The 20,832-nt window shown below is 56.3% G+C and carries 32 protein-coding genes; 31 read left to right on the top strand and 1 reads right to left on the bottom strand.

The features are described from left to right. Nucleotides 1-8: 8 nt before the first annotated feature. The 28 genes from rplD to bfr all read left to right on the top strand — a co-directional run bounded on the left by rplD (nucleotide 9) and on the right by bfr (nucleotide 14,973). On the top strand, nucleotides 9-611 hold the full coding sequence (gene rplD / locus C4J88_RS24235) for a 50S ribosomal protein L4 (RefSeq protein WP_057014518.1): 603 nt from the start codon (nucleotides 9-11) through the stop codon (nucleotides 609-611). Beyond that, on the top strand, nucleotides 608-907 hold the full coding sequence (gene rplW, locus C4J88_RS24230) for a 50S ribosomal protein L23 (protein WP_002555488.1): 300 nt from the start codon (nucleotides 608-610) through the stop codon (nucleotides 905-907). Before rplD ends, rplW begins: the two co-directional genes overlap by 4 nt. A 14-nt stretch (nucleotides 908-921) precedes the next feature. Further along, complete coding sequence (gene rplB, locus C4J88_RS24225) at nucleotides 922-1,746, top strand: 50S ribosomal protein L2 (protein ID WP_003176423.1); 825 nt, start codon at nucleotides 922-924, stop codon at nucleotides 1,744-1,746. A gap of 16 nt (nucleotides 1,747-1,762) precedes the next feature. Beyond that, complete coding sequence (gene rpsS / locus C4J88_RS24220) at nucleotides 1,763-2,038, top strand: 30S ribosomal protein S19 (protein ID WP_002555486.1); 276 nt, start codon at nucleotides 1,763-1,765, stop codon at nucleotides 2,036-2,038. Nucleotides 2,039-2,049: 11 nt separating this feature from the next. Next, nucleotides 2,050-2,382: a 50S ribosomal protein L22 gene (gene rplV, locus C4J88_RS24215; protein ID WP_003103908.1), complete on the top strand. Its 333-nt coding sequence runs from the start codon at nucleotides 2,050-2,052 to the stop codon at nucleotides 2,380-2,382. 13 nt (nucleotides 2,383-2,395) lie between these two features. Further along, complete coding sequence (gene rpsC / locus C4J88_RS24210) at nucleotides 2,396-3,082, top strand: 30S ribosomal protein S3 (protein ID WP_003176422.1); 687 nt, start codon at nucleotides 2,396-2,398, stop codon at nucleotides 3,080-3,082. 12 nt (nucleotides 3,083-3,094) lie between these two features. Continuing rightward, on the top strand, nucleotides 3,095-3,508 hold the full coding sequence (gene rplP / locus C4J88_RS24205; RefSeq protein WP_003232424.1) for a 50S ribosomal protein L16: 414 nt from the start codon (nucleotides 3,095-3,097) through the stop codon (nucleotides 3,506-3,508). Beyond that, nucleotides 3,508-3,699 carry a 50S ribosomal protein L29 gene (gene rpmC, locus C4J88_RS24200; protein WP_002555481.1) on the top strand — a complete coding sequence of 64 codons (192 nt, stop codon included), beginning with the start codon at nucleotides 3,508-3,510 and terminating at the stop codon, nucleotides 3,697-3,699. Before rplP ends, rpmC begins: the two co-directional genes overlap by 1 nt. 2 nt (nucleotides 3,700-3,701) lie before the next feature. After that, nucleotides 3,702-3,968: a 30S ribosomal protein S17 gene (gene rpsQ, locus C4J88_RS24195; RefSeq protein WP_003176419.1), complete on the top strand. Its 267-nt coding sequence runs from the start codon at nucleotides 3,702-3,704 to the stop codon at nucleotides 3,966-3,968. Between the two features lie 23 nt (nucleotides 3,969-3,991). Then, nucleotides 3,992-4,360 (top strand): 50S ribosomal protein L14, encoded by a 369-nt coding sequence (gene rplN, locus C4J88_RS24190; RefSeq protein ID WP_002555479.1) that lies wholly within the window; start codon nucleotides 3,992-3,994, stop codon nucleotides 4,358-4,360. An 11-nt stretch (nucleotides 4,361-4,371) separates the two neighbouring features. Further along, nucleotides 4,372-4,686 (top strand): 50S ribosomal protein L24, encoded by a 315-nt coding sequence (rplX, locus tag C4J88_RS24185; protein ID WP_003176416.1) that lies wholly within the window; start codon nucleotides 4,372-4,374, stop codon nucleotides 4,684-4,686. 20 nt (nucleotides 4,687-4,706) lie between these two features. Then, nucleotides 4,707-5,246: a 50S ribosomal protein L5 gene (rplE, locus tag C4J88_RS24180; protein ID WP_003176415.1), complete on the top strand. Its 540-nt coding sequence runs from the start codon at nucleotides 4,707-4,709 to the stop codon at nucleotides 5,244-5,246. A gap of 13 nt (nucleotides 5,247-5,259) precedes the next feature. Further along, a complete protein-coding gene (rpsN, locus tag C4J88_RS24175) occupies nucleotides 5,260-5,565 on the top strand; it encodes a 30S ribosomal protein S14 (RefSeq protein ID WP_003176414.1) in 306 nt (101 codons plus the stop codon). A gap of 209 nt (nucleotides 5,566-5,774) precedes the next feature. Then, entirely contained in the window at nucleotides 5,775-6,167 is a 393-nt protein-coding gene (gene rpsH, locus C4J88_RS24170; RefSeq protein ID WP_003176413.1) for a 30S ribosomal protein S8, read from the top strand. A gap of 11 nt (nucleotides 6,168-6,178) precedes the next feature. After that, nucleotides 6,179-6,712, top strand: coding sequence for a 50S ribosomal protein L6 (gene rplF, locus C4J88_RS24165; RefSeq protein WP_003176412.1), 534 nt, complete (start codon nucleotides 6,179-6,181; stop codon nucleotides 6,710-6,712). 10 nt (nucleotides 6,713-6,722) lie between these two features. Continuing rightward, entirely contained in the window at nucleotides 6,723-7,073 is a 351-nt protein-coding gene (rplR, locus tag C4J88_RS24160; RefSeq protein ID WP_017135964.1) for a 50S ribosomal protein L18, read from the top strand. A 3-nt stretch (nucleotides 7,074-7,076) separates the two neighbouring features. Continuing rightward, nucleotides 7,077-7,577, top strand: coding sequence for a 30S ribosomal protein S5 (gene rpsE, locus C4J88_RS24155; RefSeq protein ID WP_003176409.1), 501 nt, complete (start codon nucleotides 7,077-7,079; stop codon nucleotides 7,575-7,577). Between the two features lie 2 nt (nucleotides 7,578-7,579). After that, nucleotides 7,580-7,756 carry a 50S ribosomal protein L30 gene (rpmD, locus tag C4J88_RS24150; protein ID WP_003176408.1) on the top strand — a complete coding sequence of 59 codons (177 nt, stop codon included), beginning with the start codon at nucleotides 7,580-7,582 and terminating at the stop codon, nucleotides 7,754-7,756. Nucleotides 7,757-7,759: 3 nt separating this feature from the next. Beyond that, nucleotides 7,760-8,197 (top strand): 50S ribosomal protein L15, encoded by a 438-nt coding sequence (rplO, locus tag C4J88_RS24145; RefSeq protein WP_003176407.1) that lies wholly within the window; start codon nucleotides 7,760-7,762, stop codon nucleotides 8,195-8,197. Then, nucleotides 8,198-9,526 (top strand): preprotein translocase subunit SecY, encoded by a 1,329-nt coding sequence (secY, locus tag C4J88_RS24140; protein ID WP_003194637.1) that lies wholly within the window; start codon nucleotides 8,198-8,200, stop codon nucleotides 9,524-9,526. Nucleotides 9,527-9,554: 28 nt separating this feature from the next. Beyond that, nucleotides 9,555-9,671: a 50S ribosomal protein L36 gene (gene rpmJ, locus C4J88_RS24135; protein WP_002555468.1), complete on the top strand. Its 117-nt coding sequence runs from the start codon at nucleotides 9,555-9,557 to the stop codon at nucleotides 9,669-9,671. A 129-nt stretch (nucleotides 9,672-9,800) separates the two neighbouring features. Beyond that, entirely contained in the window at nucleotides 9,801-10,157 is a 357-nt protein-coding gene (rpsM, locus tag C4J88_RS24130) for a 30S ribosomal protein S13 (protein ID WP_003210063.1), read from the top strand. Between the two features lie 30 nt (nucleotides 10,158-10,187). Continuing rightward, nucleotides 10,188-10,577: a 30S ribosomal protein S11 gene (gene rpsK, locus C4J88_RS24125; protein WP_002555466.1), complete on the top strand. Its 390-nt coding sequence runs from the start codon at nucleotides 10,188-10,190 to the stop codon at nucleotides 10,575-10,577. A gap of 18 nt (nucleotides 10,578-10,595) precedes the next feature. Beyond that, nucleotides 10,596-11,216 carry a 30S ribosomal protein S4 gene (gene rpsD / locus C4J88_RS24120; protein WP_003176404.1) on the top strand — a complete coding sequence of 207 codons (621 nt, stop codon included), beginning with the start codon at nucleotides 10,596-10,598 and terminating at the stop codon, nucleotides 11,214-11,216. A gap of 22 nt (nucleotides 11,217-11,238) precedes the next feature. Next, on the top strand, nucleotides 11,239-12,240 hold the full coding sequence (gene rpoA, locus C4J88_RS24115) for a DNA-directed RNA polymerase subunit alpha (protein ID WP_003176403.1): 1,002 nt from the start codon (nucleotides 11,239-11,241) through the stop codon (nucleotides 12,238-12,240). A gap of 41 nt (nucleotides 12,241-12,281) precedes the next feature. Continuing rightward, nucleotides 12,282-12,668, top strand: coding sequence for a 50S ribosomal protein L17 (rplQ, locus tag C4J88_RS24110; protein WP_007918448.1), 387 nt, complete (start codon nucleotides 12,282-12,284; stop codon nucleotides 12,666-12,668). 236 nt (nucleotides 12,669-12,904) lie between these two features. Continuing rightward, on the top strand, nucleotides 12,905-14,353 hold the full coding sequence (locus C4J88_RS24105; RefSeq protein ID WP_124405421.1) for a catalase: 1,449 nt from the start codon (nucleotides 12,905-12,907) through the stop codon (nucleotides 14,351-14,353). 155 nt (nucleotides 14,354-14,508) lie between these two features. Next, entirely contained in the window at nucleotides 14,509-14,973 is a 465-nt protein-coding gene (bfr, locus tag C4J88_RS24100; protein WP_003176400.1) for a bacterioferritin, read from the top strand. A 65-nt stretch (nucleotides 14,974-15,038) separates the two neighbouring features. On the opposite strand, the gene uvrA is transcribed toward bfr, so the two are convergent. Beyond that, nucleotides 15,039-17,873 carry an excinuclease ABC subunit UvrA gene (gene uvrA, locus C4J88_RS24095; RefSeq protein ID WP_124408311.1) on the bottom strand — a complete coding sequence of 945 codons (2,835 nt, stop codon included), beginning with the start codon at nucleotides 17,871-17,873 and terminating at the stop codon, nucleotides 15,039-15,041. A 178-nt stretch (nucleotides 17,874-18,051) separates the two neighbouring features. Here uvrA and C4J88_RS24090 point away from each other — a divergent pair, with 178 nt between their 5' ends. The 3 genes from C4J88_RS24090 (at nucleotide 18,052) to tam (ending at nucleotide 20,827) form a co-directional block, all read left to right on the top strand. After that, entirely contained in the window at nucleotides 18,052-19,446 is a 1,395-nt protein-coding gene (locus C4J88_RS24090) for an MFS transporter (RefSeq protein WP_124364611.1), read from the top strand. Between the two features lie 9 nt (nucleotides 19,447-19,455). Next, entirely contained in the window at nucleotides 19,456-19,971 is a 516-nt protein-coding gene (locus C4J88_RS24085; protein ID WP_003232445.1) for a single-stranded DNA-binding protein, read from the top strand. Between the two features lie 94 nt (nucleotides 19,972-20,065). Beyond that, nucleotides 20,066-20,827, top strand: a complete 762-nt coding sequence (gene tam, locus C4J88_RS24080; protein WP_124408310.1) for a trans-aconitate 2-methyltransferase — start codon at nucleotides 20,066-20,068, stop codon at nucleotides 20,825-20,827. Nucleotides 20,828-20,832 lie beyond the last annotated feature (5 nt).

Below are 20,832 nucleotides of genomic sequence, written 5' to 3'. Positions count from 1 at the left end.
AAGCTGACATGCAATTAAATGTAAATGACGCTCAAGCGATCGAAGTTTCCGAACTGACATTTGGCGGCGAATTCAACGAGACGCTGGTTCACCAAGCAGTCGTGGCCTACATGGCCGGCGGCCGTCAAGGTAGCAAGCAGCAAAAGACCCGTTCCGACGTACGTGGTGGCGGTAAGCGCCCTTGGCGTCAGAAAGGCACTGGCCGTGCTCGTGCCGGTACTATCCGTAGCCCAATCTGGCGTGGCGGTGGTACCACTTTCGCAGCTCGTCCACAGGATCACTCTCAGAAGCTCAACAAGAAGATGTACCGCGCAGCACTGCGCTCCATCCTTGCTGAACTCGTGCGTACTGATCGTCTGGTCGTGGTTCAGGACTTCGCTGTTGAAAGTCCAAAAACCAAAGAACTGCTGGGCAAACTGACCAACATGAGCCTGACCGACGTTTTGATCGTGTCTGAAGCTGTTGATCAGAACCTGTACCTGGCTGCTCGCAACCTGCCTCACGTTGATGTACGTGACGTGCAAGGTTCCGATCCAGTTAGTCTGATCGCATACGACAAGGTGTTGATCACCGTGTCGGCCGTGAAGAAATTCGAGGAGCTGCTGGGATGAACCAGGAACGCGTATTTAAAGTTCTGCTTGGCCCGCACGTTTCCGAAAAGGCTACGGTTCTGGCTGACAAGAAAGGTCAGTTCGTTTTCAAGGTTGCAACTGACGCAACCAAGCTGGAAATCAAGAAGGCCGTCGAAAGCCTGTTCAGCGTGAAAGTAGAGCGTGTTACTACCCTGAATGTTCTGGGTAAGAGCAAGCGCACTGCTCGCGGTCTGGGCAAGCGTAATGACTGGAAGAAGGCGGTTATCTCCCTTCAACCAGGCCAAGATCTCGATTTCAGCAGCAGTGCTGAGTAAGGAAGGGGTGCATCATGGCAATCGTTAAATGCAAACCGACTTCCCCTGGCCGCCGTTTTGTGGTCAAGGTGGTCAACCAGGAGCTGCATAAAGGCGCTCCTCACGCACCGCTGCTCGAGAAGAAATCGAAGACTGGTGGTCGTAACAACAATGGTCGTATTACCACTCGTCACATCGGTGGTGGCCATAAGCAGCATTATCGTCTGGTCGATTTCCGTCGCAACGACAAAGATGGCATCTCCGCCACTGTCGAGCGTATTGAATACGATCCAAACCGTACTGCTCACATCGCTCTGCTGCTGTACGCAGATGGCGAGCGTCGCTACATCATCGCCCCTAAAGGCGTGAGTGCTGGTGACCAGCTGATCGCAGGTGCCTTGGCACCGATCAAGCCGGGCAACGCTCTGCAACTGCGCAACATTCCAGTTGGTAGCACCGTACACGGCATCGAATTGAAGCCAGGTAAAGGCGCGCAAATCGCTCGTTCCGCTGGTGCTTCGGCTCAGCTGATCGCTCGTGAAGGTGTCTACGTGACCCTGCGTCTGCGTTCTGGTGAGATGCGTAAAGTACTGGCTGAATGCCGTGCGACCCTGGGCGAAGTCTCGAACTCCGAGCACAGCCTGCGTTCGCTGGGTAAAGCTGGTGCCAAACGCTGGCGTGGCGTTCGCCCAACCGTTCGTGGTGTTGCCATGAACCCGGTTGACCACCCACACGGTGGTGGTGAAGGTCGTACCTCTGGTGGTCGTCATCCGGTATCGCCATGGGGCTTCCCGACTAAGGGCGCGAAGACTCGTGGTAATAAGCGTACCGACAAAATGATCGTCCGTCGTCGCAAGTAAATAGAGGGATACGACAGTGCCACGTTCTCTGAAAAAAGGTCCTTTTATTGATCTTCACCTACTGAAGAAGATCGAAGTGGCGGCGGAAAAGAACGATCGCAAACCAGTTAAAACCTGGTCGCGTCGTTCGATGATCCTGCCACAAATGGTCGGTTTGACCATCGCAGTACACAACGGTCGTCAACACGTCCCAGTTCTCGTTAACGAAGACATGGTCGGCCACAAACTGGGCGAGTTTGCCGGTACCCGCACTTATCGTGGGCACGTGGCAGACAAGAAAGCCAAGCGTTAAGGGGTTAGGAAATGGAAGTAGCCGCTAAGTTGTCGGGCGCTCGAATCTCCGCCCAGAAAGCCCGCTTGGTCGCCGACCAGATCCGCGGGAAGAAGGTGGGCGAAGCGCTCAACCTGTTGGCTTTCAGCAGTAAGAAAGCCGCCGAGATCATGAAGAAAGTGCTGGAGTCGGCCGTAGCCAACGCCGAGCATAACGAAGGCGCAGACGTTGATGACCTGAAGGTCAGCACCGTTTTCGTCAACGAAGGGCGTTCGCTGAAGCGCATCATGCCACGTGCCAAAGGCCGTGCTGATCGCATCGTCAAGCGGTCTTGCCATATCACTGTCAAGGTTGCTGACAAGTAACGGAGTCGAAGAGATGGGTCAGAAAGTACATCCCATTGGCATTCGCCTGGGAATCGTCAAGGAACACACCTCCGTCTGGTATGCAGACGGCCGGACTTATGCGGACTATTTGTTCGCTGATCTGAAGGTGCGTGAGTATCTCCAAGACAAACTAAAAAGCGCGTCCGTAAGCCGTATCGATATCCATCGCCCGGCGCAAACCGCACGTATCACCATCCACACCGCTCGTCCAGGTATCGTTATCGGGAAGAAAGGTGAAGATGTTGAGAAACTGCGTCAGGACCTGACCAAGCAAATGGGTGTGCCTGTGCACATCAATATCGAAGAGATCCGCAAGCCGGAGCTCGACGGTATGCTGGTTGCGCAGAGCGTAGCTCAGCAGCTGGAGCGTCGTGTCATGTTCCGTCGCGCTATGAAGCGCGCTGTACAGAACGCCATGCGCATTGGTGCCAAAGGCATCAAAATCCAAGTGAGCGGTCGTCTCGGCGGTGCTGAAATCGCACGTACTGAATGGTATCGCGAAGGTCGTGTGCCATTGCACACCCTGCGTGCCGACATCGACTATGCCAACTACGAAGCTCACACCACTTACGGTGTGATCGGTGTAAAGGTTTGGATCTTCAAAGGCGAAGTAATTGGTGGTCGCCAAGAAGAACTGAAACCACAAGCACCAGCGCCTCGTAAAAAAGCTGCTAAGTAAGGGGTACGCCAAATGTTGCAACCAAAGCGTACGAAGTTCCGCAAGCAGATGACAGGCCACAACCGTGGTCTGGCTCAGCGCGGTAGCAAAGTCAGCTTCGGCGAGTTCGCGCTGAAGTCTGTAGCTCGTGGTCGTCTCACCGCTCGTCAGATCGAGTCAGCGCGTCGTGCTCTGACCCGTCACGTAAAACGTGGCGGCAAGATCTGGATCCGTGTATTCCCGGACAAGCCGATCTCCAAAAAACCTCTCGAGGTTCGGATGGGTAAAGGTAAGGGTAACGTGGAATACTGGGTAGCCCAGATTCAGCCAGGCAAAGTCCTGTATGAAATCGAGGGTGTAACTGAAGAGCTGGCGCGTGAGGCTTTTGCCCTGGCTGCTGCAAAGCTGCCGCTCGCCACCGCCTTTGTTAAACGGACGGTGATGTGATGAAAGCGAATGAACTTCGTGAAAAATCCGCACAGCAGCTGAACGAGCAACTGCTCGGCCTGCTGCGCGACCAGTTCAATCTGCGTATGCAGAAAGCAACTGGCCAGTTGGGGCAGTCTCATCTGCTCTCGCAAGTTAAGCGCGACATCGCTCGCGTGAAGACTGTGCTCAACCAGCAGGCAGGTAAGTGATCATGGCTGAAGCCGAAAAGACTGTCCGTACGCTGACTGGCCGTGTTGTCAGCGACAAGATGGACAAAACCATCACCGTTTTGATCGAGCGTCGCGTTAAGCACCCGATCTACGGTAAATATGTTAAGCGTTCGACTAAGCTGCACGCGCACGACGAAACCAATCAGTGCCACATCGGCGACAAAGTCACTATTCGTGAAACTCGTCCGCTGGCCAAGACCAAGTCTTGGGCATTGGTTGATGTTCTCGAACGCGCTGTGGAAGTCTAAGGACTAGGGGTCGGAGAAATTATATGATTCAGACTCAATCCATGCTCGATGTGGCCGATAACAGCGGCGCTCGCCGCGTTATGTGCATCAAGGTGCTGGGTGGCTCCCATCGTCGTTACGCTGGTATCGGTGACATCATCAAGGTTACCGTCAAGGAAGCAATTCCTCGCGGTAAAGTGAAAAAAGGCCAAGTGATGACTGCTGTTGTAGTCCGCACTCGTCACGGCGTACGTCGTGCTGATGGCTCCATTATCCGCTTTGATGGCAACGCTGCTGTTCTTCTGAACAACAAGCAAGAGCCTATCGGCACCCGTATCTTTGGGCCAGTGACCCGTGAACTTCGTACTGAGAAGTTCATGAAGATCGTCTCGCTCGCCCCAGAAGTGCTGTAAGGAGATCCGACATGCAAAAGATTCGTCGTGACGACGAGATCATCGTGATCGCCGGCAAAGACAAAGGTAAGCGCGGTAAGGTGCTTAAGGTTCTCGCTAATAACCGTCTGGTTATCGGCGGTCTGAACCTGGTCAAGCGTCATACCAAGCCTAACCCGATGTCGGGCGTGCAGGGCGGTATCGTCGAAAAAGAAGCTCCGCTGGACGCTTCTAACGTCGCCATTTTCAACGGCGAAACCAACAAGGCTGACCGCGTTGGTTTCAAAGTAGAAGATGGCAAGAAAATTCGTGTCTTCAAGTCGACCCAAAAAGCGGTTGATGCTTGAACACTGCTAGGTAGAAGACCATGGCACGACTAAAAGAGATTTACTGGAAAGAAATCGCACCGAAACTTAAGGAAGAACTTAAGCTTTCGAACGTGATGGAAGTTCCACGCGTTACCAAAATCACCCTGAACATGGGTTTGGGCGAAGCGGTCGGTGACAAAAAAGTCATCGAGCACGCTGTTGCTGACCTGGAAAAGATCACCGGTCAAAAAGTCGTTGTGACTTACGCTCGGAAATCCATCGCTGGCTTTAAAGTCCGCGAAGGCTGGCCGATCGGCGTCAAAGTGACTCTGCGCCGTGAGCGTATGTACGAATTCCTGGATCGTCTGCTGTCGATCTCCCTGCCTCGGGTTCGCGACTTCCGCGGCCTGAATGCCAAGTCCTTCGATGGTCGTGGTAACTACAGCATGGGCGTGAAAGAGCAGATCATCTTCCCGGAAATCGACTACGACAAGATCGATGCTCTCCGCGGTCTGGACATCACCCTGACCACCACTGCCAAGAACGATGATGAAGGTCGCGCCCTGTTGCGTGCTTTCAAATTCCCGTTCCGCAACTGATTGGAGTAGGACCATGGCCAAGATGAGCATGAAAAACCGCGAGCTGAAACGTCAGCTCACGGTTGCCAAGTACGCCAAGAAGCGTGCAGCACTGAAAGCAATCATCGTTGATCTGAACGCAAGTCCAGAAGCGCGTTGGGAAGCTACAGTTGCTCTGCAGAAGCAGCCACGTGACGCAAGCGCCTCGCGCATGCGTAACCGCTGCCGCCTGACCGGTCGTCCACACGGCGTTTACCGCAAGTTCGGCCTCGGCCGTAACAAACTGCGTGAAGCGGCAATGCGTGGTGACGTACCAGGTCTGGTTAAAGCCAGCTGGTAAGTACTTTCAGCGTCAAGGTGGTTGGTATCGCAAGATACTGACCGCCGGTGACCTTGAATCTGGAACAAGCCCCTTTTGGGGCTTGTTTCATTTCCGGACTGTGTCTAAAATACGCGGCTCGCCTGAGCCCGTGTTTTTTACGCTCGGAGATTCTCGGCGATATATGTAGCCGCAAGGCTAATTTTTTGTGTATTAGGAGCGTCTAGCCCATGAGTATGCAGGACCCGTTAGCGGACATGCTAACTCGTATCCGTAATGCCCAGATGGCTGAAAAGTCCGTCGTAAGCATGCCATCTTCCAAGTTGAAGGTAGCTGTTGCCAAAGTCCTGAAAGACGAAGGTTACATTGCGGGTTATCAGATCAGCAGCGAAATCAAGCCGTTGCTGTCCATCGAGCTGAAGTACTTCGAAGGCCGTTCGGTCATCGAGGAAGTGAAGCGCGTTAGCCGTCCAGGCCTGCGTCAGTACAAGTCCGCTGAAGATCTGCCGAAAGTTCGTGGCGGTCTGGGCGTGTCTATCGTCTCCACCAACAAAGGTGTGATGACGGATCGTGCTGCGCGCGCTGCCGGTGTCGGCGGCGAAGTTCTTTGCACTGTGTTCTAAGGGGGATAAGCATGTCTCGCGTCGCTAAGAACCCCGTTAAGCTGCCAGCCGGTGTCGAAGTCAAATTCGCAGGCCAACAGCTTTCGGTGAAGGGTGCCAAGGGCACTCTTGAACTGAACATCCATTCGTCCGTTGAGATCGTTGAAGAAGCTGGTGAGCTGCGTTTCGCTGCTCGCAATGGCGATCAACAAACTCGCGCAATGGCCGGTACCACGCGTGCGTTGGTAAACAATATGGTCCAAGGCGTAAGCCAAGGCTTCGAGCGTAAGCTCCAGCTGGTCGGTGTTGGTTACAAAGCGCAAGCAAAAGGCACGGTTCTGAACCTTGCCCTTGGCTTCTCGCACCCAGTGGATTACGAACTGCCGGAAGGCATCACCGCTGAGACCCCTAGCCAAACCGATATCCTGATCAAGGGCATCGATAAGCAGCTGGTAGGTCAGGTGGCCGCTGAGATCCGCGACTTCCGTCCACCAGAGCCGTACAAAGGCAAAGGTGTGCGCTACGCGGACGAAGTCGTCCGTCGTAAAGAAGCCAAGAAGAAGTAGGGCATAGCAAATGACCGACAAAAAAGTTACTCGACTGCGTCGCGCTCGCAAAGCACGCCTGAAAATGCACGAACTCGAAGTCGTGCGTCTCTGCGTGTACCGCTCGTCGCAGCATATCTACGCCCAGGTCATCTCGGCCGACGGCAACAAAGTCCTGGCAAGCGCCTCGACTTTGGATAAAGAACTGCGTGATGGTGCCACCGGCAACATCGACGCGGCCACAAAGGTTGGCCAGCTGGTCGCTACACGTGCTAAGGCCGTGGGCGTCTCGCAAGTGGCTTTCGACCGCTCTGGCTTCAAGTACCACGGCCGCGTTAAAGCGCTGGCTGATGCTGCTCGTGAAGCTGGGCTGGAGTTCTAAGTTATGTCAAATAACGACCAAAAGCGCGACGAAGGCTACATTGAGAAGCTGGTTCAAGTTAACCGCGTAGCCAAAACCGTTAAAGGCGGCCGTATCTTCACTTTCACCGCGTTGACCGTGGTTGGTGATGGTAAAGGGCGTGTTGGCTTCGGCCGTGGCAAGTCACGTGAAGTGCCTGCCGCGATCCAGAAGGCAATGGAAGCTGCTCGTCGCAACATGATCCAAGTTGATCTGAACGGCACCACTCTGCAGTACGCAATGAAGTCCGCCCATGGCGCTTCGAAGGTGTACATGCAGCCTGCTTCTGAAGGTACCGGTATCATCGCTGGCGGCGCTATGCGTGCTGTCCTCGAAGTTGCTGGCGTTCAGAACGTTCTGGCCAAGTGCTACGGCTCGACTAACCCGGTAAACGTGGTTCACGCCACTTTCAAGGGTTTGAAAGCTATGCAATCTCCTGAGTCCATTGCTGCCAAGCGCGGCTTGACTGTCAAGGAGATCTTCTGATCATGGCTACCGTTAAAGTAACGCTGATCAAAAGCATGACCGGCCGCATCCCTAACCACAAATTGTGCGTTAAAGGTCTGGGTCTGCGTCGCATCGGTCACACTGTAGAAGTCCAGGATACTCCCGAGAATCGCGGGATGATCAACAAGGCTTACTACATGCTGCGTGTAGAGGGTTAATCGATGAAACTCAATGATCTGAGTCCAGCGCCGGGTTCCCGTCGCGAAAAGCATCGTCCGGGCCGTGGTATCGGTAGCGGTTTGGGTAAGACTGGTGGCCGTGGCCACAAAGGTCAAACCTCCCGCTCCGGTGGCACCATTGCTCCAGGCTTTGAAGGCGGTCAACAGCCGCTGCATCGTCGCCTGCCTAAGTTCGGTTTCGTATCCCTGAAAGCCATGGACCGCGCAGAAGTGCGTCTGTCCGAGCTGGCTAAAGTGGAAGGCGACATCGTTACTGTGCAGACCCTGAAAGATGCCAACGTGATCAACGTCAACGTACAGCGTGTGAAAATCATGCTGTCCGGTGAAGTGACTCGCGCTGTCACTATCGGCAAGGGAATCGGCGCCACCAAAGGTGCGCGTTCGGCTATCGAAGCAGCTGGCGGCAAGTTCGAGGAATAAATGGCTAAGCAAGGTGCTCTCTCAGCGCTCGGCAAAGGCGGTATGTCTGAACTTTGGGCTCGTCTGCGTTTTCTGTTCCTGGCGATTATCGTCTACCGAATAGGCGCACACATCCCGGTTCCAGGTATCAACCCGGACCGACTCGCAGACCTGTTTCGACAGAATGAGGGGACCATTCTTAGCTTGTTCAACATGTTTTCCGGCGGCGCGCTGGAACGGATGAGCATCTTTGCACTGGGGATCATGCCGTACATTTCGGCATCGATCATCATGCAACTGATGACCGCCGTCAGCCCGCAGTTGGAGCAGTTGAAGAAGGAAGGTGAAGCTGGCCGTCGCAAGATTAGCCAGTACACCCGCTACGGCACTGTCGTCCTCGCCCTGGTTCAAGCTATCGGCATGTCCGTTGGCCTGGCTGGGCAGGGCGTTGCGTTCACTGGTGACTTTGGCTTCCATTTCGTCGCGGTATCCACTTTTGTGGCTGGTGCGATGTTCATGATGTGGCTGGGTGAGCAGATTACTGAGCGTGGTGTTGGCAACGGTATCTCGATGTTGATTTTCGCAGGTATCGTCGCCGGTCTTCCGAGAGCAATCGGGCAGTCTTTCGAGTCTGCGCGTCAGGGTGATATCAATATCTTCGCCTTGGTTGCCATCGGTTTGCTGGCAGTAGCGATTATCGGTTTTGTGGTGTTCATTGAGCGTGGCCAGCGTCGTATTGCTGTTCACTACGCCAAGCGTCAGCAGGGCCGTAAGGTCTTTGCTGCGCAGACTAGCCACTTGCCGCTGAAGGTGAATATGGCCGGCGTTATTCCGGCAATTTTCGCGAGCAGCATCTTGCTGTTTCCGGCTTCGTTGGGTACCTGGTTTGGTCAGTCCGAAAATATGGGCTGGCTGCAGGACCTCTCTCAGTCGATCGCTCCTGGTCAGCCGTTGAATATTCTGCTGTTTAGTGCAGGGATTATTTTCTTCTGCTTCTTCTATACGGCGTTGATGTTCAATCCGAAAGACGTAGCGGAAAACCTGAAGAAGTCCGGTGCCTTTATTCCGGGTATTCGTCCAGGTGAGCAGTCTGCGCGCTACATTGATGGCGTTCTGACTCGTTTGACCCTGTTCGGTGCTCTATATATGACGGCCGTGTGTCTGCTTCCCCAGTTCCTGGTGGTTGCAGCAAACGTTCCGTTCTACCTTGGCGGGACCTCGTTGCTGATCGTGGTCGTGGTTGTGATGGACTTCATGTCCCAAGTACAATCGCACCTCGTTTCGCACCAGTACGAATCCCTGATGAAGAAAGCCAACCTGAAGGGCTACGGCAGCGGCATGTTGCGCTGAGTACCCCATAAGGTTCGAGGAGTTGGTGATGAAAGTTCGTGCATCGGTGAAAAAGCTGTGCCGTAACTGCAAAATTATTCGCCGCGAAGGTGTTGTTCGAGTAATTTGCAGCGCGGAACCGCGTCACAAACAGCGCCAAGGCTGAGTGTGATCCGCTTGAAGCCCGGCAGCTAGTGCGCTGCCGGGTTGATTATTTGTTATTACAGCGATATTATCTCGCGCCCTATTTCTTGGCTTCCGGGGCGTAGGTAGCTGTCAATTGGAGTCCCACTGAATGGCCCGTATTGCAGGCGTTAACATTCCAGATAACAAGCACACTGTTATCTCGCTGACCTACATCTATGGTGTTGGTCGCACTACTGCGCAGAAAATTTGCGCAGATACTGGGGTAAACCCAGCCGCAAAGATCAAAGATCTGAGCGACGAGCAGATTGAGCTGTTGCGTGGCGAAGTGGCGAAGTTCACCACTGAAGGTGACCTGCGTCGCGAAATCAACATGAAAATCAAGCGTTTGATGGACCTCGGTTGCTACCGTGGTCTGCGTCATCGTCGTGGTCTTCCAGTGCGCGGTCAGCGTACCAAGACTAACGCGCGTACCCGTAAAGGTCCGCGTAAGCCGATCCGCAAGTAATCGCCCACGCGAATCGACAGGAAAATTATCATGGCAAAACCTGCTGCTCGTCCTCGTAAAAAAGTTAAAAAGACAGTGGTTGATGGCATCGCCCACATCCATGCATCTTTTAACAACACAATCGTGACCATCACCGACCGTCAAGGTAACGCGCTTTCTTGGGCTACCTCCGGTGGTTCGGGTTTCCGCGGTTCCCGCAAGTCCACCCCGTTCGCTGCTCAAGTAGCTGCTGAACGTGCTGGCCAAGCTGCGCTGGAATACGGCCTGAAAAACCTCGACGTTAACGTCAAAGGTCCAGGTCCAGGTCGTGAGTCTGCTGTCCGTGCTTTGAACGGCTGTGGCTATAAGATCGCCAGCATCACCGACGTGACGCCAATCCCGCACAACGGGTGCCGTCCGCCGAAGAAGCGCCGCGTGTAATCCAGGAGATTGTAAAGAATGGCTCGTTACATTGGTCCAAAATGCAAACTCGCTCGTCGCGAAGGCACCGATCTCTTCTTGAAGAGCGGCGTGCGCGCGATCGAATCGAAGTGCAACATTGAAGCAGCACCTGGTATCCACGGCCAACGCCGCGGTCGCCAGTCCGATTACGGCACCCAACTGCGTGAAAAGCAGAAGGTCCGTCGTATTTACGGCGTTCTCGAGCGTCAGTTCAGCGGCTACTACAAAGAAGCTGCTGGCAAAAAAGGTGCAACCGGTGAAAACCTGCTGCAACTGCTCGAATGCCGTCTGGACAACGTTGTATACCGTATGGGCTTTGGTTCGACTCGTGCCGAATCCCGTCAGCTGGTATCGCACAAGTCGATCAGCGTTAACGGTCAGACCGTAAACGTTCCGTCCTACCAGGTTCGTGCTGGTGACGTGGTCGCAGTTCGCGAGAAAGCAAAAAACCAACTTCGCATTGTCCAAGCTCTCGATCTGTGTGCCCAACGTGGCCGCGTAGAATGGGTAGAAGTAGACACTGAGAAGAAGTCGGGCGTTTTCAAGAACGTTCCTGCTCGCAGTGATCTGTCCGCCGACATCAACGAAAGCCTGATTGTCGAGCTCTACTCCAAGTAAGGGCTAGAAAATAGGTGCATCCATGCAGATTTCGGTAAATGAGTTCCTGACACCCCGCCACATTGATGTGCAGGTTGTCAGTCCAACCCGCGCTAAAATTACGCTCGAGCCTCTCGAACGTGGTTTTGGCCACACCCTGGGCAACGCGCTGCGCCGCATCCTGTTGTCCTCAATGCCCGGCTGTGCAGTAGTCGAGGCCGAGATTGACGGTGTGCTCCACGAGTACAGCGCCATCGAAGGTGTACAGGAAGACGTAATTGAAATCCTGTTGAACCTTAAAGGTCTGGCTATCAAGCTGCACGGCCGTGACGAAGTTACGCTGACCTTGTCGAAGAAGGGTTCGGGGGTGGTTACCGCTGCCGATATTCAGCTGGATCATGATGTCGAGATCGTTAACCCCGATCACGTAATCGCTAACCTGGCGTCTAACGGCGCCCTGAACATGAAGCTCACCGTAGCTCGTGGTCGTGGTTATGAACCGGCCGACTCGCGTCAGAGCGATGAAGACGAAAGCCGCAGCATTGGTCGCTTGCAGCTTGACTCTTCGTTCAGCCCGGTTCGCCGTATCGCATACGTGGTGGAAAACGCCCGTGTCGAGCAGCGTACTAACCTGGACAAGCTGGTTATTGATCTGGAAACCAACGGTACCCTGGATCCTGAAGAGGCTATCCGCCGCGCTGCAACCATTCTGCAACAGCAGTTGGCTGCGTTCGTCGACCTCAAAGGTGACAGCGAACCAGTGGTAATCGAGCAGGAAGACGAGATCGATCCGATCCTGCTTCGCCCGGTTGACGATCTGGAACTGACTGTACGTTCGGCTAACTGCCTTAAGGCGGAAAACATTTACTACATCGGTGATCTGATTCAGCGTACCGAAGTAGAACTGTTGAAGACTCCGAACCTGGGCAAGAAATCCTTGACTGAAATCAAGGACGTTCTGGCCTCCCGCGGTCTGTCCCTCGGCATGCGCCTCGACAACTGGCCGCCTGCAAGTCTTAAGAAGGACGACAAGGCGACTGCCTGATCGTCGTAATCACCGAACGTGAGTTTGGTAAGGAATGAACCATGCGTCATCGTAAAAGTGGTCGTCACCTGAGCCGTACCAGCTCGCACCGCAAGGCCATGTTCCAAAACATGGCGGTGTCGCTGTTCGAGCACGAGCTGATCAAAACTACACTGCCGAAAGCTAAAGAACTGCGTCGCGTTGCTGAGCCGCTGATCACTTTGGCCAAGACAGACAGCCTGGCTAACCGCCGTCTGGCTTTCGACCGTACTCGTTCGAAAGCTATCGTTGGTAAGCTCTTCAACGACCTGGGCAAGCGTTACGCTACCCGTGAGGGTGGCTACCTGCGCATCCTCAAGTGCGGTTTCCGCACTGGCGACAACGCGCCTATGGCGTACGTCGAGTTGGTTGATCGTGCTACTGCCGGCGAAGCTGTAAGCGCCGAGTAAGACGAGTCTGTAACGAAGAACCGGGCCTAGCGCCCGGTTTTTTGTGCGCGTAACAAAAGCGCGATATGTACAAGTTTCCCTATGGAGCAAGGGGCACTATGCGTATTGCCTTGGTTGGTAGTAATTTTCTATTGAAGTCCGCAATTTAATAAATTTGTGGGTGTCATGCCGTTGATCAATACTCCCTCCAAGCCGATTAGCCGGCAGTTTCAATTCCGACCTGAGGAAGATTGCGCATGAGCCAGAATAAAATCCTTACCACCGCAAGCGGAGCTCCCGTTGCGGATAATCAGAATTCCCGTTCCGCCGGCCCCCGTGGCCCACTGCTGCTCGACGACTTTCACCTGATCGAGAAGCTCGCTCACTTCAATCGTGAAAATATTCCGGAGCGCCGTGTACACGCCAAAGGTTCGGGCGCCTACGGTACGTTCACCGTTACCCAAGACATTACTCAATACACCAGCGCCAAGCTGTTCGAGTCAGTAGGTAAGCAAACGCCGACCTTCCTGCGGTTCTCCACTGTGGGTGGCGAGCGCGGTTCGGCTGACACTGAGCGCGACCCACGCGGTTTCGCCTTGAAGTTCTACACCGAGGAAGGCAACTGGGACATCGTTGGCAATAACACGCCTGTGTTCTTCATCCGCGACCCGCTGAAATTCCCCGATTTCATCCATACCCAAAAGCGCTTGCCGCAAAGCAACCTGAAAAGCGCGCAGATGATGTGGGATTTCTGGTCGCACTCCCCAGAGGCGCTGCACCAGGTCACCATCTTGTTTTCGGACCGTGGCATCCCGGACGGCTACCGCCACATGCACGGCTTCGGCAGTCACACCTACAGCCTGATTAACGCCAAGGGCGAGCGCCACTGGGTGAAGTGGCACTACAAGACCAAGCAAGGCATCAAGAACCTGGCACCGGCTGAAGCTGCGCGCCTGGCGGGCACCGATCCAGACTACGCCCAGCGCGATCTGTTCGGCGCAATCGAGCGCGGTGACTTCCCGAAATGGCGCGTCTGCATCCAAGTCATGACCGAGGCCCAGGCCAATGCTCATTACGAAAACCCGTTCGATGTAACCAAGACCTGGTCGCAGAAGGAGTTCCCCCTGATCGAGGTGGGTGAGCTGGAACTCAACCGCAACCCGCAGAACTATTTCGCTGAAGTGGAACAAGCCGCGTTCGGCCCAAGCAACATGGTTCCGGGCGTTGGCCTGTCGCCAGACCGTATGCTGCAAGGTCGCGTCTTTGCCTACGCAGATGCTCATCGGTACCGCGTTGGCACCAATCACCAGCAGCTGCCGGTGAACGCCCCACGTAACCCCGTCAATAGCTATCAGCGTGACGGTTCGATGGCCTTTGGCAGCAACGGTGGCGCAGCGCCCAACTACGAGCCAAACAGCTACGCCGATGCGCCTAAGCAGGCGCCACACTACGCGGAGCCTGCACTCGCCTTGAGCGGCGCAGCAGATCGTTACGATCATCGCGAAGATACCGATTACTACAGCCACGCCGGCGCGCTGTTCCGCTTGATGAGCGACGAGCAGAAAGCGCTGCTTACCAGCAACATCGCCGGTGCGATGGGCGGCGTTTCCAGCGATGTGGTCCAGCGCCAGCTGCAGCATTTCTATAAGGCGGACCCCGCTTATGGAGAAGCAATCGCAAAGGCACTGGGTGTATCGCTTAACTGACTCTAAACGATAAGCAGAACCGCCCTCATTTGGGCGGTTTTTGCGTTATTTCAGCTACTTTTCTCCGGAAATCTTCGCTTTTCTGCCGTTGATCCCGTGACCTTCAAGTCAGCATGGTTCAAACTACAGACTTTCAAGCAGGGAGATGTAGGGCGATGCAAGGTCACCCCGACGTAATCGATTACCTCAACACGTTGCTGACGGGCGAACTGGCAGCTCGTGACCAATATTTCATCCATTCGCGCATGTACGAAGACTGGGGCTTTACCGAGCTCTACGAACGTATCAATCACGAGATGGAAGAAGAGGCGCAGCACGCTGACGCACTGATGCGCCGTATCTTGATGCTCGAAGGTACGCCACGTATGCGCCCCGACGACTTGGATGTGGGCACTACGGTGCCTGACATGCTCGCAGCCGATCTTCGCCTTGAGTACAAGGTGCGGGCCGCGCTCTGCAAGGGCATCGAGCTCTGCGAGCAGCACAACGACTATGTCACTCGTGAAATTCTGCGAGTGCAGTTAAATGACACCGAAGAAGATCACACCTACTGGCTGGAAAAGCAGTTGGGTCTGATCAAGCTGATCGGCCTGGAAAATTACCTGCAATCGCAGTTCTGATTCCGGCTGCAAAAAAGCCCCTGCCACCGATGAGGTGACAGGGGCTTTGTATTGGGCCCGATAAATCAGGCCCGGTCACGCTCCAGCAGCGGCTTCAGGTAGTAGCCAGTGTGGGACTGTGACATTTCGGAGACTTGCTCCGGTGTACCGACCGCAATGATCTGACCGCCCTTGGAACCGCCCTCCGGTCCTAGGTCTACCAGCCAGTCTGCCGTCTTGATCACGTCCAGGTTGTGCTCGATCACTACCACTGTGTTGCCGTGATCGCGCAAGCGGTGCAGCACGTCCAGCAGTTGCTGGATATCGGCAAAGTGCAGGCCCGTAGTGGGTTCATCAAGGATATACAGGGTTTTGCCCGTATCCCGTTTGGACAACTCACGGGACAACTTCACCCGCTGCGCTTCACCACCCGATAGCGTGGTCGCCGACTGCCCCAGCTTGATATAAGACAGACCAACATCCATCAACGTCTGCAGCTTGCGCGCCAGCGCCGGAACCGCATCGAAGAACACCCGAGCTTCCTCGATGGTCATCTCCAGGGTTTCGTGGATGTTCTTGCCCTTGTATTTGATTTCCAGGGTTTCGCGGTTATAGCGTTTGCTCTTGCACACGTCGCACGGTACGTAGATATCCGGCAGGAAGTGCATCTCTACCTTGATCAGACCGTCGCCTTGGCAGGCTTCACAGCGACCGCCCTTGACGTTGAACGAGAAGCGGCCTGGCCCATAACCCCGCGAGCGGGATTCCGGAACGCCGGCAAACAGCTCGCGAATCGGCGTGAACAGCCCGGTATACGTCGCTGGGTTGGAACGCGGCGTACGGCCAATCGGGCTCTGGTCGATATCGACCACTTTGTCTAGGTGTTCCAGGCCCTTGATGCTGTCGTGGGCCGCCGCTTCCAGGGTAGTGGCGCCGTTCAGGGCGGTGGCACTCAATGGGAACAGCGTGTTGTTGATCAGCGTCGACTTGCCCGAACCGGAAACACCGGTCACACAGGTCAGCAGGCCCAGGGGAATTTCCAGGTCCACATTGCGCAAGTTGTTGCCACGGGCACCCTTGAGGTGCAAGGCCATCTTCTTGTTGCGTGGGGTACGTTTGGCCGGCACTTGAATTTTGACCCGGCCAGACAGGTATTTACCGGTCAGGGAGTCCGGGTGAGCCATCACTTCGGCAGGTGTGCCTTCGGCGACAATATGCCCGCCATGTATGCCAGCCCCCGGGCCGATATCAACGACGTAATCCGCCAGGCGAATAGCGTCCTCATCGTGCTCGACCACAATCACCGTGTTGCCGATATCCCGCAGGTGCTTCAGCGTACCCAGCAGGCGATCATTGTCACGTTGGTGCAAACCAATCGACGGCTCGTCGAGGATGTACAACACGCCCACCAGCCCCGCGCCGATCTGGCTGGCCAGGCGAATCCGCTGGGCCTCGCCACCCGACAAGGTATCGGCACTGCGATCCAGCGATAGATAATCCAGGCCAACGTTGACCAGGAACTGCAGACGCTCGCGAATTTCCTTGAGGATCTTGTCGGCAATCTCCCCACGGCGGCCGGTCAGCTTGAGCACGCCAAAGTATTCACAGGCATCGCCGATTGGCAGGTTGGTCACCGCCGGCAACGTCTTCTCGCCAACCCACACATGCCGCGCTTCACGGCGCAGGCGAGTGCCGCGGCAATCAGGGCAAGGTTGGGTGCTGAGGAATTTGGCCAGTTCTTCACGTACGCTCGCCGACTCGGTCTCGCGATAGCGACGTTCCAGGTTTGGCACGATGCCTTCGAACGGGTGCGAACGTTTGACGATATCGCCCCGGTCGTTCAGGTATTTGAAGTCGACATTCTGCGAACCACTGCCATTGAGGATGACCTTCTGCTGATCCGTCGGCAATTGGTTGAACGGCACCTCCAGGCTGAACTTATAGTGGGACGCCAACGACCCCAGCATCTGGAAGTAATAGACGTTGCGCCTGTCCCAGCCGCGTATCGCCCCCTCGGCCAAGGTCAGTTCGCCATTGACCAGGCGCTTGATGTCGAAGAATTGCTTAACGCCCAGGCCATCACAGGTCGGGCAGGCGCCGGCCGGGTTGTTGAAGGAAAACAGCTTGGGTTCCAGCTCGCTGATAGCGTGGCCGCAGATCGGGCAGGCAAAGCGCGCAGAGAAGATGACCTCTTCGCCCGGCTCATCGTCCATCGGCGCCACCAGGGCAATACCGTCTGCCAGCTTCAGCGCGGTCTCGAACGACTCCGCCAGGCGCTGCTGCAGATCGGCACGTACCTTGAAGCGGTCGACTACCACGTCAATGGAGTGCTTCTTCTGCTTGTCGAGCTTCGGCGCTTCATCCAGCTCATAAAGCTTGCCGTTGATGCGGGCGCGCACGAAACCTTGCGCCCGCAGCTCTTCAAAGACCGACAGGTGCTCACCCTTGCGCTCGCGGATGACGGGCGCCAGCAGCATCAGCTTGGCACCTTCCGGCTGGGTCAGGACCAGGTCGACCATCTGGCTGACGGTCTGGGCTTCCAGCGGAATATCGTGGTCCGGGCAGCGGGGAATACCCACCCGTGCATACAGCAGACGCAGGTAATCGTAGATTTCGGTAATGGTGCCCACGGTGGAACGCGGGTTATGGGACGTCGACTTCTGCTCGATGGAAATGGCCGGCGACAAACCTTCGATGGTGTCGACGTCGGGCTTTTCCATCATTGACAGGAACTGCCGGGCATAGGCCGACAGCGATTCCACATAGCGCCGCTGGCCTTCGGCGTACAGCGTGTCGAACGCCAGGGACGATTTGCCCGAGCCGGACAGGCCGGTGATAACGATCAATTTGTCCCGGGGCAGGGTCAGGTCGATGTTCTTCAGGTTGTGGGTTCTAGCCCCACGAATCAGGATCTTGTCCAAGATGGCCTCGCACGGCGGGCGTAAATAATGCCGGAGTATACGGCTAAAGACTGGATGAATATACACTGTCAAAAGGCCGCTTGCAGCCTTACATGAAAGCTGCGCGGCAAAGCGCCGCATATACCCCCTCAATCGATGGGACTGGTAGAATCGCCGCCGGTTCACACGAGGTTTTTCCATGCACGATCCCCATAGCGAACGCATGAGTAGCGGCGAGACCCGAGCGGCAAGCGGTCTGGCCCTGGTGTTCGCCTTCCGTATGCTGGGCATGTTCATGGTGTTGCCGGTGCTGGCGACCTATGGAATGGATCTCGCCGGCGCGACCCCCGCATTAATCGGCCTGGCGATCGGCGCCTATGGCCTGACCCAGGCGATCTTCCAGATTCCGTTCGGCATTATTTCCGACCGTATCGGCCGGCGCCCGGTGATTTACCTGGGGCTGATCGTGTTCGCCCTCGGCAGTGTGCTCGCGGCGCAGTCCGATTCGATCTGGGGCGTGATCGCCGGACGTATCCTGCAGGGCGCCGGGGCGATTTCCGCCGCGGTAATGGCGCTGCTGTCGGACCTGACCCGCGAACAGCATCGCACCAAGGCCATGGCCATGATCGGCATGACCATCGGTTTGTCGTTTGCCGTGGCAATGGTGGTCGGCCCGCTGCTGACGCGCGCGTTCGGCCTGCATGGGTTGTTTCTTGCCACCGGCGGCATGGCATTGTTCGGTATCGTGATCGTGGCCTTTATGGTGCCGCGCTCTACCGGCACGCTGCAGCACCGTGAATCCGGCGTCGCGCGCCAGGCGCTGTTGCCGACCCTCAAGCATCCGGACCTGCTGCGCCTGGATTTAGGTATCTTCGTGTTGCACGCAATGCTGATGTGCAGCTTCGTCGCCTTGCCCCTGGCCCTGGTGCAAAAAGCCGGGTTGCCCAAGGAGCAGCACTGGTGGGTCTACCTGACCGCGCTGTTGGTTTCGTTCTTCGCCATGATCCCGTTCATCATCTACGGCGAGAAGAAACGCAAAATGAAACGAGTTTTACTCGGCGCCGTCGCGACATTGATGCTCACTGAACTATTCTTCTGGCAGTTCGGCGACAGCCTGCGGGCGCTGGTGATCGGTACGGTGGTGTTCTTCACTGCGTTCAACCTGCTGGAGGCGTCATTGCCTTCGCTGATCAGCAAGGTTTCACCGGCCGGCGGCAAGGGCACGGCGATGGGCGTGTATTCCACCAGCCAGTTCCTCGGTTCGGCGCTGGGTGGGATCATGGGCGGCTGGATGTTCCAGCATGGCGGTTTGTCGGTTGTGTTCCTCGGATGCGCCGGGCTGGCTGCACTTTGGCTGGCCTTTGCTGTTACCATGCGCGAACCTCCGTATGTGACGAGCCTGCGCCTGCCGTTATCGCCTGAAGCGATGCGCGAAGCTGGCCTGGCCGAGCGCCTCAAGGCCGTCGTTGGAGTAACGGATGCAGTAGTGATCGCGGAAGAAGCTGCGATTTACATCAAATTGGACACCGAATTATTGGATCGCGCGACGCTCGAGCAACTGGTCAACCCAGTGCCGACAGCGCGCCCAGCCTAGGAGAACGTTATGGCCCGTGGGGTTAACAAAGTCATATTGGTCGGTACATGCGGCCAGGATCCCGAAGTTCGCTACCTGCCGAACGGTAACGCCGTGACCAACCTGAGTCTGGCGACCAGCGAACAGTGGACCGACAAGCAGACTGGCCAGAAGGTCGAGAAAACCGAATGGCACCGTGTGTCGATGTTCGGCAAGGTTGCCGAGATCGCCGGTGAGTACCTGCGCAAAGGTTCGCAGGTATACATCGAAGGTAAACTGCAGACCCGCGAGTGGGAAAAAGACGGCATCAAGCGTTACACCACCGAAATCGTGGTCGACATGCAAGGCACCATGCAACTGCTGGGCGGCCGTCCACAGGGCGACCAACAGGGCCAGGGCGGCATGTCCAACTCGGCACCGCGTCCTCAGCAATCGCGTCCGCAGCCAAGCCAGCAGCCTCAGCGTGAGTCGCGCCCAGCGCCACAACAGGCCGCGCCGCAGCCGGCTCCGGATTTCGACAGCTTTGATGACGATATCCCGTTCTAAGGTCTGAGACCCAGAACCCACAAAACCCCCGATAGCCCCTGGCATCGGGGGTTTTTTATGGGGCATGCTTGACCGCCAACGAAGGAAAACTGTGATGACCTGGTCCGCCAAGCAATACACGATGTTCGAGCAGCAGCGCACGCGCCCCGTCCGCGACCTGGTGGCGGCGATTCCCAATACCGACGTGGGCACAGCCGTCGATTTGGGCTGTGGCCCCGGCAATTCCACCCAGGTGCTGGCCGAGCGCTTTCCCCATGCGCACATCACCGGCATGGACAGCTCCGACGACATGTTGATCGACGCGCGCAAACGCTTGCCGACGCTCAGCTTCGAATTGGCGGATATCGGCGCCTGGACCCCGGCGCAGCAGTTCGACGTGATTCTCGCCAATGCTTCCCTGCAGTGGCTGCCTGACCACGCCACGCTCTATCCGCATCTGGTCCATCAACTGACCCCCGGCGGCACGCTGGCGATACAGACGCCGGACAACCTCGACGAGCCTGCCCACCGGCTCGCCCGCGAAGTCGCGGCGCAGGGGCCATGGGCTGCAAAGATCGGCGCGGTCAGGCATAACGAGCGGCATTCGGCGAGCTATTACTACGAGCTGCTGAGTCGGTACTGCACTACCGTCGACGTATGGCGCACCACCTACCACCACCCGCTGGTGGACCACGCGGCCGTGGTGGAGTGGTTCAAGGCTTCAGGGCTGCGACCCTTCCTGGCCCCCCTGAATGATGGCGAACAAGCTGCGTTCCTGCAGGAGTACCAGGCGCGGATTAGCCACGCTTACCCAGCCCTGAGCGACGGCACCGTGTTGCTGCCATTCCCGCGCCTGTTCATCATCGCCACGCGCTGAGGTTA

It is taken from the genome of Pseudomonas sp. R4-39-08 (assembly GCF_003852275.1).
Taxonomy (GTDB): Bacteria; Pseudomonadota; Gammaproteobacteria; order Pseudomonadales; family Pseudomonadaceae; genus Aquipseudomonas.
The sequence above is the reverse complement of the archived record's forward strand: the minus strand, read 5'-3'. Positions and strand labels throughout refer to the sequence as shown.